A 14,383-nucleotide genomic window follows, 5' to 3' on the forward strand; every position below is an offset into this window, starting at 1 on the left:
TTACTTGTTTAATTTAAATTCTTCGGGGAACTCGAACGAGTGTTGCAGTTCCTGAACAAAATCGCGGAAAATCTTCAGGCCGGTTTCCTGGCTCAGTTTCACCCATCGTTCAATCATTTCGAGTTGCAGCAGATAGGCAAAGACTTTCTCTACCGTGAAATACTTGAAGAATGCATTTTCTTCGAGCCACTTCCAACGGAGTGCATCAATGCGACGTTCACGTTCATAAAGATTGGCCTCTTCAGAAATATGCAGCACGTCATCCAGGTAAGGGAAGATGGCTGCCAGACCAAAATCTTTCGAGTTGCTTTCGCGAATGGTATTGGCGATTTCGCTGTTTCCAACGATAGCCGGCCCCAGATCCAGGTCATAGTTCCGGCAGTTGATAGCGGTCAGGATATTCTGCACATTCAGATTGAAGGCAAACCAGCTGCTAAAGAATTCATTCCGGCATTTCAGGGCATCGTCGTAATAGAGCGTTGCCAGCTGATCTTCCCACGCCATATCGGGGAACAGCGGTTTTTCTTCGAGCCAGGCAGGAATAAACTCTTTAAAGTACACCGGAATTCGCTCATCTTTCGGATTTTCTTCCTCCTTCACCATCCGAAGGATTTCAGTGAAGTCATCCTGAGTTAGATTTCCCCGGTCGTCAAGTTTAGCCTCGGCATCTTTCAGGTATGCTATCAGGTTCAGGTTGTCGAATTTCCGGTAGAAGAGTTTGATCAACTCAAAATCGCCTTCCGACAAGTTGGCACGCAACTCCTCCTTGAACTCCTTCAAATCGAAGTTCTGTTTGTTGTCATCTATGCGAATTTCGGGAAGCCCGGCAACCAGACAGTAATATTTTTTCATTCGAAATGGTTTTCCAAAACAAACAGCCTGCCGGATTCAGTAAAAATGATTTTTATTCCTTGATTTGCTGAGCAAAAGTATGGAACAGGAATCCTGGCCCGGTTGGTTGTCTCATTCGTAAAAGGTTCTCATCCAAAAGCACTGGGTACTAACCCTGTGTTCTTATTACTTTTCGAAAAGAAGTTCAACGATTTTCGGACGCAAGAACTCTTTGAAGAAGTTGATGAAATCCTCATCAGTAAAGCTAACCTTGTAGCTTCCGTCGGCCGGAGCCACCTGGAAACCAGCTTTCAGGTCATTTACTGTTTCGATAGAAAAACCTTTATCGAGCACGCCTTTTGCAGTACCGGCAAAGTAATCGCTGATGGCTTTTTCGTCCTCTTTGGGGATGAGAACCTGCATGTCGATGGTTTCATCGTTATGTACAGCCCAGTTTTTCACAGCAGTTTCGATGGCTTTCTGGATAAACTTGGTATCCCCCATCGCTGCTTTTACTTCGGAAGTAGTAATGGTACCGTTAATGATACCGACGAGTTCTTGCTTCAGGGCATCAACTGCCTGGCGGGAAGCCAGCTTGAGTTCGGATTTGGTGTTTTGATCGAATTCGGCTGATTTTTTCTCGGCATCAGAAACGATATTCTCAGCTTTCTTCTTTGCTTCAGCCAAAATTTTCTCTGCCTCCGCACGGGCATCGGACACAATTTTTTCGGCCTCCTCGTTTCCTTTCGAGATTCCTTCCTGATAAATCTTATCAGTCAGCTCTTGAAGTCTGTTGTCCATATCTATTAGTTATTTGTTGTATGCATTGATTTTGGTTGTCTACACGCCAAAAATTTGAATTCGAAAGATACAATTCCCCTGACAAAAAAAAGAAGAGAAAATACAGGTTGTAATGTCATCAACGAACCGAACAACATCCCTTAAAATCTATATGCTCCGAGCCTTCTTCGGTCAAATACCATCGCCACGGTAACCCCGGCCCGATCGCTCACCGACAAAGAAATGATAAAACACGGTAACTTAATTTCTTCCGGCGCCCGAATTTAACAATTTTTTAACAACCCGGAAACATATTTCACCCTAAAAGACTCCCCTTCTTTAACGGCTAAATCTTTCAAATTATGTTATATAATCAAACCTCTGTTAAAATTTTAAAGTTTCACTTTTAAACCTTCTTCAGGAATTGTAACTTCAACCATTCTGCCGGCAAAATTATTTTTTCGGCACGTTGTTTGCTGGCTGCTTGACGCAGGCTGGCGTCAGATAAACATTCGGAAAGACTATTGGTTTTGGGAAATTTTAACTTTTCCGGCCCAAAATTCTTAACCCATTGATTATCTAATATAATTTCGATTATTTTTTTTCAAATGACAGAAATAAAAATGGTGATAACCGACCTGGACGGCACGCTGTTGCAGGCAGATCATTCCATCAGTAAAGCAGACTACGCAACACTGGTAGAGTTGGGAAAATTGGGAATATGCCGGGTAGCAGCCACCGGAAGAAATCTGATGAAGGTAAAACAGGTACTTACGCCCGATATGCCGTTTGATTTTGTCATCTTCAGCTCTGGTGCAGGTTTGATTAACTGGAAACAACAAAAGTTGCTGATGGCCATGAGTATTCCGGCCGATGAAACAGGAGAAATTATTCAGTTTCTGATGGCCGAAAAACTCAACTTCAAAGTTTCGCGCGAAATTCCGGACAATCACCATTTTGCCTGGTGGAGAAGTAGCCCCTGTGAAGAATTTGAACGTTACCTCAATTACCACAAGGTGTTGGGAGACGCGGTTCAATTAAAAGAAAACGATGCTTTTCCCATTTCCCAGGTTTTAATATTTCTTCCGCGCGACGCAGAACATTTTGACGTCATCAAGCAAAAAGTACTGAAGCAATTTCCGCACGTTAGTGTTATACGGGCCACTTCGCCGCTGCATCCCGATTTCACCTGGATGGAAATCTTCCCGGAAGGAGTTACCAAAGCACACGGTGTGGAAGCGGTTTGCCAGTTAACAGGCATTCCCAAAGAAAATACGCTGGGTATCGGAAACGATTTTAACGATATGGAATTGCTCGATTACACCCGGCTCTCGTATGTTGTCGACAATGCGCCTGACGAATTGAAGTTTCGTTACCGGAACAGCCGGGCTCACCATGAAGACGGATTTTCGTATGCTGTTCGACAACATTTGTAACGAATTAGCCAAACACTATACCAATTGTGAAACACCCACAAAAATCATATTAATTATTATTCCAAGACAAATTGCTTATGAAAAAGTTAATCCTTGGTCTGTTGACCATTTTTTTGGCGATGGGTTCTTATGCCCAGGTGCCGGATTTAAAAGCTAAAATTCCTTTCGATCCGAAGACGGACAAAGGTGTATTGAAAAACGGACTAACCTATTATGTTCGGGCCAACCATACCCCGAAAAACCGTGCAGAATTGATGCTGGTTGTATCAGCCGGCTCCATTCTAGAAGATGACGACCAACAAGGACTCGCCCACTTTTGCGAGCACATGAGCTTCAACGGGACCAAAAATTTCCCGAAAAATGAGCTCGTGAATTACTTCGAATCCATCGGTATGGAATTCGGACCGGAAATCAATGCTTACACCGGCTTCGACCAGACCGTTTACATGTTGAAGGTACCACTCGACAGTGTCAAATACATGAACAAAGGCCTGCAGGTTCTTTACGACTGGGCTTCCCAGGTAACCGATTCGAACGACGAAATTAACAAGGAACGTGGTGTCATTCACGAAGAGTGGCGTGGCGGACAAGGAGCACAGCAACGCATGATGAAACAGTGGTTGCCGGTGTTCTTCAAAGATTCGCATTATGCCGACCGTTTACCTATCGGGAAAATGTCGGTCGTAGACAGTTGTCCTCCGTCAGCTGTTCGCCGCTTCCGCAACGACTGGTATCGTCCCGATCTGCAAGCTGTCATTGTTGTGGGCGATTTCGACCAGAAAAAAATGGTTCAGGAAGTAAAAGAGAAATTCTCTCAAATTCCGATTCACAAAAACGAACGCAAAAAGCCTTCATTCGATGTTCCTTTCCAAAAAGGTACCCTCATCAAAGTTGTCACCGACCCGGAAGCAACCTATTCATCAGCTAATTTGTACATCAAGCATCCCATGGAGCTCGACACAACCGTTGGTGGCTACCGCGAAATGATGATGCACAGCCTGTACAACAGCATGATCAATGCTCGTTTGTCGGAAATTGCGCAAAAAGAAAATCCTCCGTTTGTATTTGCACGCTCCAGCTATGGCGGCTTGGTCGGCCCGGTGGATGTTTATTCCTCCATGGTCGTTACCCATCCGGGAAAAATTCCGGAAGGATTGAAAGCCGTGCTTATCGAGAACCAGCGAGTAAAAGATTATGGCTTTACCGAAAGTGAATTGAAGCGTGCAAAAGCGTCGATGATGAGCTCGATGGAAACCGCTTACAACGATCGTGACAAACGCCAATCCATCAGTATTGCCAACGAATACAGCCGCAACTTTCTGGAGCGGAAAGAGCCCGTTCCCGGACTTGACAAGGAGTATCAATATTATAAGGAATTGATGCCGACCATTACACTCGCTGATGTGGATGCACTGGCGAAAAAGTGGTTGACACCGGATAACCGCGTGGTAATTATCACCGCTCCGGACGTGAAAGGCGTTCCGGTTCCGACCAACGACGATGTCAAAAAGCTTCTGGCGGAAGTAGACACGGCTAAAATCAAGCCATATAAAGATCAGGTTTCCGATGCACCGCTGATGCCTGAACAACCAACTCCTGGTAAGATTGTCAGCGAGAAGAAAATTCCGGAAGTAAATGCAGAAGAGTGGACACTTTCCAATGGTGCCAAAGTCATTCTGAAGAAAACGGATTTCAAAGATGACGAAATTCTTTTCTCAGCTTACGGACCGGGTGGATATTCGGTTTACTCGCCATCGGACGATGTTTCCACTGATTTTGCAGCAACCATCATGCAGATGAGCGGACTTTCTGACTTTACGGCTCCCGAACTGGACAAAAAACTGGCAGGCAAAGTAGCCAATGTCGAACCGTTCATTCGCCAGATTACTCAAGGGTTCCAGGGTTCTTCTTCGAAAAAAGATGTTGAAACGTTGATGAAACTGGTGAACCTCTATTTCACCCATCCACGCGTTGACCAATCGGCCTTCAACTCTTTCATGACCCGGATGGAGAGTCAGCTCGACAACCGGAAAGCTTCTCCGGAAGCGGCCTTCTCCGATACCTTCCGCGTGGTTGCCAGCAATTACAGTCCGTGGGTTCGTCCATTGACTAAAAAGACATTGAAGGAGGCGAATTTCGATCGCATCAAAGCCATCGACAAAGACCGGTTTTCCAATGCAGGCGATTTCAAATTCATCTTTGTTGGTAACATCGACTTCGATAAAATGAAACCACTGGTAGAAACCTACCTGGCTTCGCTGCCAACAACGGGCAAAACCGATCATTGGAAGGATTTGGGTATCCGTCCGCCGAAAGGTGCTGTCGAGAAGAAGGTGTACAAAGGAACTGAACCGAAAAGTATTCAGTACATCCAATTCCACGGTAAGCTGAACTACGATACGAAAGACATCGTTGAACTCGACGCACTCGCTAAAATTCTTACCACCCGTTTGCTGGAAAGTATTCGCGAGGACAAATCCAGTGTATATTACATCGGAGCACAACCTTCGTTCAATAAACTTCCGGAACCGGAATATACCATGACGATTTATTATGGTACCGCTCCGGAGAAAGTTGACACGTTAAAAGCCGCTGTTTTCGATGAAATCAAGGATCTGCTCAAGAACGGTCCGTCGCAGGAAGAAGTGCACAAGGCGATGGAGAAAATGCTGCGTGAACGCGAAACCAATCTTCGCGAGAACGACTACTGGCTGAGCGCACTGAAATCGTACTACCTGAATCATGACGGTGATTTCTCTACTTTCGACCAGTTCAACACTGAAGTAAATGCATTGAACCCGAAAGAATTGCAGAAGGCGGCCAAATGGGTTTGGGATTTCAACAACTACATAAGTGTTGCGTTGCTTCCTGAAAAAGGAACAAAAGACAAATAACCGGCATTCCCGATAGGATAAAAAAAGAAGGTGTCCCCGAGGTAGCTCTGCAGTTTCCAAACGCTGGAGTCAACCGACAGGGACACCTTTTTTGCATCCGAAAATTCGTTTTAGGACGAAATGCTTTCAGTCTCTGCCACATCCCACCGATACCCGCGTGTAGCAGTAAGTACCCCGCACGAAGCAACACACGACTGACTGGTAGCAAGCCGTGCCGTATGTGTAGCAACACAAGACTGACAGGTAGCAGGCCACGCCGTATGTGTAGCAACGCACCACTGACCTGTAGCAGCCCATGCCGCACGTGTAGCAATTGACCTCTCCTAAATATTTTCCTACCGGGATGTTCGTTATTCTGAGAGTCTTTCTTCGGCAACCTGCAACTGCTCCAGTTTGCCCAAATCCATCCACAAATCCGAAGTATCTTCGAATCCATAAATGGCATTCTGCGCAGCTAACCGCAAATACATGTGAATAATTGGAAATTTGCCCGTTTCAGTAATTAAGGGAAAAACGGAAGGCTCGATGATATGAATGCCGCTAAAAGCGAACTTTTCGACTTTCGGTGTTTGCCGGGCCATTTTCACTTCACCGGTTTTGATATTGGTCCAACCGGACAATTGCATATCCTCATCGAACAACAAATAACGAGAAGTGTCCCGCCTGCGAACAACTAATGTAGCCAGCGCCTTACGTTCCTTGTGCCATTGCAGTAACTTTTTCAAATCGAGGGAGCACAATACATCTACATTGTACACCAGGAAAGGTTCCGAATCTTCCAGCAACGGCCGGGCCTTCAGTATGCCTCCGCCTGTATCGAGCAATTCATCGCGCTCATCGGAAATTCGGATATCCAGTCCAAAGTTGTTATTCCTTTCCAGGAAGTCAATAATCTGGTCGCCGAAATGATGAATGTTCACCACAATCTCTTCAAAGCCGGCACTACTCACCTTTTCGATGGCTCGTTGAAGCAAAGTTTTTCCGGCAACTTCCACCAAGGCTTTGGGCTTGTTATCGGTGAGCGGACGAAGGCGGGTTCCCAGACCCGCTGCAAAAATCAGGGCTTTCATAGGTTTCGGCAATATTTAAAAATTGACTTTTTGTTTCTTCACGAAAATAAAAAAACATCGGCGGTTCACAGAGTAAACCGCCGACATCATGTATTCTGTTGAATAAATTAACTTTTTACTTTCCGAGGCTTGCAGACCTTTTTTTCCTTCAAGGTCACTTTGCCGCATTTCTTGCACTCGTACTTAGGATTCTCAGGAGGTTTGTACTCCTTCTTCGACTTACACAAAGTTTTTGACATAACTACTTTTTGCTACTAATCACAGAGCTTCCTGCTCTCTGTGGAAAGTAACAACACGAACCGGATATTTGTTTTTCAGGTGTTCTGTAAGCCGTTCCGCCGCGTACACCGAGCGATGCTGCCCTCCGGTACACCCAAAACTCACCATCAGATGGTTAAACTTGCGTTCGATATATTTCTCCACGCTTTGATCGACCAAATTGAAAACAGGCCGGAGAAAATCTTCCATTTCCGATTCTTCTTCAAAGAAAGAAATGACTTCCGGGTCTTTTCCCGTCAGGGTTTTGTATTGATCGTACCTACCGGGATTGTGCACAGCGCGACAGTCAAAAATATAGCCGCCTCCGTTCCCGGAAGGATCTTGTGGTACTCCTTTCTTATATGAAAAGCTGGTAATCCGAACCGTCATTTCATCCTGCTTCGACGCAATCTTCTTCAGTGTTTCTGATTCCGGCAACGAACGGAGAACCTTTTCCAGTTCCGGCAACTCAATTGGGAACGAAAATTTATCGAGCACAATCACCAGGTTCTCCAACGCATACGGGATACTCTTCAGGAAGTGCTCTTTCTTTTCATAAAATCCACGGAATCCATACGCCCCCATCGACTGCATCATACGAATCAAAACGTAGCCGTAGAAATATTCACGGAAATCTTTCCGGTTAACCGGATGATATTTTTCTAATTCATCGAGATATGCTTCCAGTAACTCATCTCGAACCGGTTGCGGAATGTCGGCTTTCGAATCATACAGCAATGATGCCAAATCGTATTGCAACGCTCCTTTTCGTCCTCCCTGGTAATCGATGAACCAGGGTTCGCCGTCCATCAACATCACGTTGCGACTTTGGAAATCGCGATAGAGGAAAAAGTCTCTTTCAACCTCCAGCAAATAATCGGTGAAACGCTGAAAATCGTCCTCCAGCGATTGTTCGTCGAACGAAATCTTGGCCAACTTCAGAAAATAATACTTGAAGTAGTTCAGGTCCCACATCATCGATTGCCGATCGAATGCATCGCGCGGATAACAATAGCTATAATCGATATTCTTCCCGGCCTCAATCTGTACTTTTGGCAACTGCGACACCACCTTGCGGTACACATCGACTATCTTCTCCGAAAAACCATCTTTTTCACGAACATCACTCAGAAACTGGAACAAGGTGGTATTCCCCAAATCCTGCTGCAGATAAATATGCTTTTCGGTTTCCTCGCTGTATATCTCCGGCGCATTGATACCACTTGTCCGCAACGCTTTCGAAAATTCGATAAACGCCCGGTTTTCTTTATCGTCTTCATTCCAGGCACCAATCACGTTACGTTTGTCCGAAACCAACCGGCAATATTCCCGATAGGAACCGGAAGGTGGCAATACCTCGATATCCGTTACTTTCTCGCCAAACGTTTTCTCAAATAATCCGATGATATGTTGTTGTGTCGTCTTTTTCAATGCATCAATGGTTTTAGCAGTTCAAATGTAAGGATTCGCCCGGAAATTCTAAAGCTATCTGTCCGGCGTAAAGAAAAGCATTTTTCGTTGAACAGGAATCATAACGCCAGCGCAAATTCCATTCCCCGTGTCGTTTCCGATAGCTTTAACTAAAGTATCAAATCAAAATCACTGAGGCCGTTTCAAACTTTTTCAGTAAATTATTTGTACTAATAAACGTAGCCTAATCTAACAGACATATGAAAAAATACCCAAACATATTTCCCGCCATCAGTACCGTATTTCTAATCATCGCTGCCATATTCATTTTAAGTCGCTGCGAGGAAAACCCAACCACTTCCCGAACAGTCGTCTCTCCCGACGAAACACTGAACGTGACCTTCTATCTCGACCACGAAGGAAAACCCTTCTATTCGGCCAAACTGGGCGAAAAACCACTATTCTATAAATCGCAACTGGGCTTCGAATTAAAAGGCGCTCCCAATCTACTCGATGATTTCGTTGCCACCCGGTTCGACCGCGATCAGGTCGACCAAACCTGGACACAGCCCTGGGGTGAGCAAAAGGAGATTCGGAACAACTACCGTGAGTTAAAGATTGAACTGAAAGAACAGCATGGTTTGCACCGGAAAATGAACATTATATTCAGAGTGTACAACGAAGGCTTTGCTTTCCGTTACGAGTTCCCGGGGCAAGAAAACCTGAAAGATTTCGAAATATCCAACGAAGTGACAGGGTTCGCCTTCAGCGGCGACCACACTGCCTGGTCGATTCCGGCATATGGCGACAACCGTTACGAGTATCTTTACACCAGCCATCCTCTTTCAGAATTAACAGATACTGTTTGTACACCGCTTACGCTGGAAACCAAAAGCGGAAACTATATCAGTATACATGAAGCTGCACTGGTCGATTATGCTTCCATGTCATTATATCATTCGGGAAATAATAAACTGCGTTGCGATCTGGTGCCGTGGTCCGATGGTGTGAAAGTAAAAACATCAGCTCCCCGGGTTACTCCCTGGCGGACCGTTCTGGTTTCCTCAACCGCCGCCGGATTGATGAATTCACGAATGCTCCTCAACCTGAATGAGCCGAATCAACTGGGAGATGTTTCCTGGATAAAACCAACAAAATTTGTAGGAATCTGGTGGTCGTTGCACCTCGGAAAAGAAACCTGGCAGTACTCTCCCACACATGGAGCTAACACGCAAAATGTGATGAAGTACATCGACTTTGCCGCGAAGGCCGGCATTGGGGCAGTGCTCGTCGAAGGTTGGAACCAAGGCTGGGAAGACTGGAAATTCAGTTTCACCAAGCCTTATCCCGATTTCGACATCAAAAAAATAACCGACTACGCGCGCAAAAAGGGTGTGCAGCTAATCGGTCACAATGAGACCGGCGCTGATGTAGCCAATTACGAACAGCAACTCGACTCAGCTTTTAACTTCTATCAAAAATACGGTGTTCATTATGTGAAAACCGGTTACGTTGGTTCGCGCGTTAACGGCAAAGAGTGGCATCACGGCCAGTTCATGGTCAACCATTATTTGCGTGTGGTTCAGGAAGCAGCCAAACGTCACATCATGCTCGATGTTCATGAGCCCATCATCCCTACTGGTTTGCGACGAACCTATCCCAATCTAATGTCGGGAGAAGGGGCCCGCGGACAGGAATATAATGCGTGGAGCGAAGATGGCGGCAACCCGCCGGAACACACAACCATTCTGCCTTTTACCCGCTTGCTGGCTGGCCCGATGGACTTTACACCTGGTATTTTTGAGCTTACGCTGAAAGACAAGCCCAACAACCAGGTAAATACAACGCTGGCCAAGCAATTAGCACTTTATGTTGTACTCTACAGTCCGCTGCAAATGGTTCCCGATTTACCCGAGAACTACCAGGGCCACCCGGCTTTTCAATTCATTCACGATGTTCCCGTCGATTGGGAGTATTCCAAAGCTATTAATGGTGAAATTGGCGATTATGTAACGGTTATCCGGAAAGACCGGAATAGCCGCGATTGGTACCTGGGAGCTATTACGGATGAAGACCCGCGAAAGATTGAAGTTCCGTTAAGTTTCCTGGCAAAGGGAAGAAAATACACGGCCGAGATGTACCTCGACGGGCCACAGGCCAACTACAGCAACAACCCGGTATCCATTGAGATCACCAAAAAGGAAGTTAACCGTCGTACCACATTACGCCTGAACTTAGCCCCCGGCGGAGGTGCTGCCATCCGCTTTACTCCCGCCCGGTAACCATATTTACAACCGTTTTTGCAAAAAAAAAAGAGGATGTCCTTTTCAGAACATCCTCTCCGTGTTAAAGGCATTTATCAAGCAACTTTAATCATCAACCAAATCAACACCTGATAGAATTTTGATAAATGCTTTTTAACGAAAATTGTTTCCGGGATATCATGACCATTTTCCCGCAACATTTTCACTTTAGTAAACAACGGGAAAGCTCCATGGTTTACGTCGCGCGCCGCTTTTAAGAATAATTCTTAATAATAAACATTACTTGATTAACTTCTTGGCAAGATACCCCGGAAAGAATTATCTAAAGTAACGTTTGGGGCTATTTTAAGGTACTCCAGTTTTCGTTTTCTCTCATTTGCAAAGCTCAATTCATCGTCCTACAGTGCAAAAACATCATTTTCGCGAACGAACGAAATAATCGCAGGTTTCCAGCGCCGCTGAAATCATTCAAAAGAAAGAAGTATAAAACCAATGGTAACATCTCTTCACATTATTAAACAGGAAATTCTTTTCGCCGTGGAAGCTTTATTGTAAATTTAAGGAAGCAGAGCAATTGCACGTTAAATTACTCACTTGTAGAATCACAAAATACCTGAGATATGAAAGATCATGACGATCACTTAGCAGTTATTTGGGCAAGTGGCGATCCGGATGTTGCCGAAAAGGTTTGCCTCATGTACACCCACAACGCGCATCTTCAACATTGGTTTCAGGAAGTGCGGTTAATCGTATGGGGTCCATCGGCCAAGCTGCTGACCGAAAACGAAAGTTTACAAAACCAGATACGTGACATGCTGAATAACGGACTCACCGTTGAAGCCTGCGCGACGTGTGCCAGTATGTACGGCATAACCGATCAACTCCATCAGCTGGGCATCGACGTGCGTCCGATGGGCGTACCGCTAACCAGTTACCTGAAAGACGGCTGGAAAGTGCTCACATTCTGATCTCCTGAATATCAGAGCTAATCCGGGTCGATGTACATATCTTCCGGAGTTGTTGTAGCCATATCGTAAAAAAAGGTACCAACCTTTTCGGAAACATGCCGGAAAAAGCCTTCGCCTTTCTCCCTTGTAGCCTCTTTCGGATTTCCGATTCCGGTGTCAGAAGTTACCTGCGTCCATTTGCGTTCGGACCAGGCCCAACCTTCGCGTAAAGCCGGAATACGGGGAACTTTCGCTTTACCTTCGCCAGCATCTTCCAGCGAGCGCACCAAATCGGGTCGAAACAATTGCATCAGGCTGGTTTCCATCTCGCCGGCATGTTCACCGACATCTTCAAAAAAGTCCTCTATTCCGGGCATTTTGAACCAATGGCACTGCGACAGCAACATTTCCGGAAAACGAAGATTTAATTCCCGGATGTGCATTTTAAAGTCGTTGCCACCGTGCGAATTCAAAATCACCAGCTTCTTTATTCCCTGACGATTCAGCACAGTAATCAAATCGTCGAGAATCGCCAACTGCGTCGAGGGATTCAGGTTCATATCAAGTTTCACATCCGGCTGTCCGGTATTCACACCATAAGCAATAGCCGGTAAAACAATCACTTTCGCTCCTTTTTCCCATGCGATTTTTGCCGATTCCCAGGCAAAATATTCCGATTCAAAAACATCGGTGGCATAGGGTAAGTGGAGATTGTGAGCCTCGGTGGCCCCCCAGGGAAGAATAGCCAGTTCATAATCAATTTCACGAACGGTTTTCCAATTGGTTTCAGCAAGAATATACGGTCTCATAGCTCGTCAGTTTTTCCCGAAAATAGTCATTTTCAGAATAGAATGCCATTCATCCGGCAATTCCGTACCGATATGGGATTTTATCCCGGTACTATTTATACTTATTATAATCAACACCATACGAATATTTCACAACCAATAATCTCCGACAATTCTTGATGGATGATTCAAGCTATTTCTTAATTTTAGAGGTAAACCAATAATACCTGAGCCATGAGAACAAACATTTTGTTTCGGGTCATCGTGGTTTTGCTGCTGCTATTCCCTGGACAGCTGCTAGCACAAGACAGGCAGCCTGCCGTAGCCGGTTCCTTCTATCCGGGAAATGCAGATGCGTTGAAAAAAGAGCTGAGTCAACTCTTTCAAAATACGAGTACTCAAACTGATTCGTCAATTGCCGCCCTGATTGTTCCCCATGCCGGTTACATTTTTTCAGGAAAAGTAGCCGCCACCGGATACGCCCAAATTCCTATCGGGAAAGCATACAAGAATGTGTTTGTCATTGGCGTATCACACCGCGTTCGTTTCAGCGGCGTTTCCATTTATCCTCACGGGAATTACATTACGCCGTTGGGGAAAATTCAGGTAAACGACACATTAGCCGAGAAGCTAATAGCAGAGAACAGCTTCATCCATTTTGTTCCCGAAGCACACCAAAGTGAACACTCTATTGAAGTTCAGTTGCCTTTTCTGCAATATCATTTGAAAAAGGGATATCGCATTGTTCCCATTCTGACCGGTGATTCCAATCCGGCCACTACCCGGAAACTGGCGGAAGCACTTCTGCCCTACTTTACCAGCGACAATCTCTTCATCATCAGCACCGATTTTTCGCACTATCCTGCCAATGCAACCGCACAAAAAGTAGATAAGGAAACAGCTGATGCAATTCTTTCCGGGAAACCGGAGCAATTGCAAAAGGTTTGTCAAGAAACAGCCCCCAATCCGCCGGAAAATGTGTTAACCCGCCTCTGCGGCGAAAGTGGCGTGCTCACACTCATGGAGATGGTCTCGGGAAAACCTGACTATCATTACCATCAAATTATTTATCAGAATTCCAGCGTTAGCTCTGCAGGCGATCCCAGCCGGGTAGTTGGTTACTATGCTATTTCGGTAACAAGAGACAACGAGCAGACATTTCATCTGACCGAAAATGACCAAAGCTATTTACTCAAACTGGCCAGAAGCAGCATTGAAACCTATTTAAAATCCGGCACAGTGCAGAAAATTGCCCCAGGTTATCCTGAAGGCCTTCAGCAACATTGTGGTGCCTTTGTCACACTGATCGAAGATGGAAAATTACGTGGTTGCATCGGGCAATTCAATCCGTCGATTCCATTGGTGGAAGTCGTCCGGAATATGGCGATTGCCGCCGCCACCAAAGACACGCGTTTTCAGCCGGTTCTGCTATCCGAAATGAAATCCATTGAAATCGAAATTTCAGTTCTGACTCCGCTGCACAAAATCAAAAATGTGGAGGAATTCACTCCTGGGAAACAAGGTATTTACATCAAAAAAGGGAACCGTGGCGGAACATATTTACCGCAGGTAGCCGAGCAAACCGGTTGGGACCGGGAAAAAATGCTCAGCCATTGCGCCCGCGACAAAGCCGGCATCGGTTGGAACGGCTGGAAAGATGCCGAACTATACACCTATGAAGCCATTGTTTTTCATGAAAAATAAA

At 45.5% G+C, this 14,383-nt stretch carries 10 protein-coding genes; 5 read left to right on the forward strand and 5 right to left on the reverse strand.

The window, feature by feature from the left end; genetic code table 11:
• The gene (locus CLV93_RS16240) at positions 1-852 is read right to left on the reverse strand and encodes a DUF2764 family protein (RefSeq protein WP_106543268.1); all 852 of its coding nucleotides are present in this window, start codon (positions 850-852) and stop codon (positions 1-3) included.
• Positions 853-1,017: 165 nt separating this feature from the next.
• Entirely contained in the window at positions 1,018-1,632 is a 615-nt protein-coding gene (locus CLV93_RS16245; protein WP_106543269.1) for a V-type ATP synthase subunit E family protein, read from the reverse strand.
• 587 nt (positions 1,633-2,219) lie between these two features.
• On the opposite strand from CLV93_RS16245, the gene CLV93_RS16250 reads away from it, so the two are divergent.
• Both CLV93_RS16250 and CLV93_RS16255 read left to right on the forward strand, forming a co-directional pair.
• Entirely contained in the window at positions 2,220-3,047 is an 828-nt protein-coding gene (locus tag CLV93_RS16250) for an HAD hydrolase family protein (RefSeq protein ID WP_106543270.1), read from the forward strand.
• A 77-nt stretch (positions 3,048-3,124) separates the two neighbouring features.
• A complete protein-coding gene (locus CLV93_RS16255) occupies positions 3,125-5,941 on the forward strand; it encodes a M16 family metallopeptidase (RefSeq protein ID WP_106543271.1) in 2,817 nt (938 codons plus the stop codon).
• 350 nt (positions 5,942-6,291) lie between these two features.
• Here CLV93_RS16255 and CLV93_RS16260 read toward each other — a convergent pair whose 3' ends face one another.
• Positions 6,292-7,011 carry a nucleotidyltransferase family protein gene (locus tag CLV93_RS16260; protein WP_106543272.1) on the reverse strand — a complete coding sequence of 240 codons (720 nt, stop codon included), beginning with the start codon at positions 7,009-7,011 and terminating at the stop codon, positions 6,292-6,294.
• Positions 7,012-7,269: 258 nt separating this feature from the next.
• Positions 7,270-8,700, reverse strand: coding sequence for a RapZ C-terminal domain-containing protein (locus CLV93_RS16265; protein ID WP_106543273.1), 1,431 nt, complete (start codon positions 8,698-8,700; stop codon positions 7,270-7,272).
• Positions 8,701-8,939: 239 nt separating this feature from the next.
• Between CLV93_RS16265 and CLV93_RS16270 the strand changes: the two genes are divergently transcribed.
• Both CLV93_RS16270 and CLV93_RS16275 read left to right on the forward strand, forming a co-directional pair.
• Complete coding sequence (locus CLV93_RS16270; protein WP_106543274.1) at positions 8,940-10,961, forward strand: glycoside hydrolase family 97 protein; 2,022 nt, start codon at positions 8,940-8,942, stop codon at positions 10,959-10,961.
• Positions 10,962-11,563: 602 nt separating this feature from the next.
• Positions 11,564-11,911, forward strand: coding sequence for a DsrE family protein (locus CLV93_RS16275; protein ID WP_106543275.1), 348 nt, complete (start codon positions 11,564-11,566; stop codon positions 11,909-11,911).
• 17 nt (positions 11,912-11,928) lie between these two features.
• Here CLV93_RS16275 and CLV93_RS16280 read toward each other — a convergent pair whose 3' ends face one another.
• Positions 11,929-12,699, reverse strand: a complete 771-nt coding sequence (locus CLV93_RS16280) for a creatininase family protein (RefSeq protein ID WP_106543276.1) — start codon at positions 12,697-12,699, stop codon at positions 11,929-11,931.
• A 213-nt stretch (positions 12,700-12,912) separates the two neighbouring features.
• On the opposite strand from CLV93_RS16280, the gene amrB reads away from it, so the two are divergent.
• On the forward strand, positions 12,913-14,382 hold the full coding sequence (amrB, locus tag CLV93_RS16285) for an AmmeMemoRadiSam system protein B (protein ID WP_106543277.1): 1,470 nt from the start codon (positions 12,913-12,915) through the stop codon (positions 14,380-14,382).
• The last annotated feature ends 1 nt before the right edge of the window (position 14,383 follow it).

This window comes from Prolixibacter denitrificans (assembly GCF_003014495.1).
GTDB classification, from domain to species: domain Bacteria; phylum Bacteroidota; class Bacteroidia; order Bacteroidales; family Prolixibacteraceae; genus Prolixibacter; species Prolixibacter denitrificans.

Bases quoted from the DNA above. Each gene is read 5' to 3' on its own strand.
- CLV93_RS16240 (WP_106543268.1), bottom strand. From the start codon at position 852: ATGAAAAAATATTACTGTCTGGTTGCCGGGCTTCCCGAAATTCGCATA.
- CLV93_RS16245 (WP_106543269.1), bottom strand. From the start codon at position 1,632: ATGGACAACAGACTTCAAGAGCTGACTGATAAGATTTATCAGGAAGGA.
- CLV93_RS16250 (WP_106543270.1), top strand. From the start codon at position 2,220: ATGACAGAAATAAAAATGGTGATAACCGACCTGGACGGCACGCTGTTG.
- CLV93_RS16255 (WP_106543271.1), top strand. From the start codon at position 3,125: ATGAAAAAGTTAATCCTTGGTCTGTTGACCATTTTTTTGGCGATGGGT.
- CLV93_RS16260 (WP_106543272.1), bottom strand. From the start codon at position 7,011: ATGAAAGCCCTGATTTTTGCAGCGGGTCTGGGAACCCGCCTTCGTCCG.
- CLV93_RS16270 (WP_106543274.1), top strand. From the start codon at position 8,940: ATGAAAAAATACCCAAACATATTTCCCGCCATCAGTACCGTATTTCTA.
- CLV93_RS16275 (WP_106543275.1), top strand. From the start codon at position 11,564: ATGAAAGATCATGACGATCACTTAGCAGTTATTTGGGCAAGTGGCGAT.
- CLV93_RS16280 (WP_106543276.1), bottom strand. From the start codon at position 12,699: ATGAGACCGTATATTCTTGCTGAAACCAATTGGAAAACCGTTCGTGAA.
- amrB (WP_106543277.1), top strand. From the start codon at position 12,913: ATGAGAACAAACATTTTGTTTCGGGTCATCGTGGTTTTGCTGCTGCTA.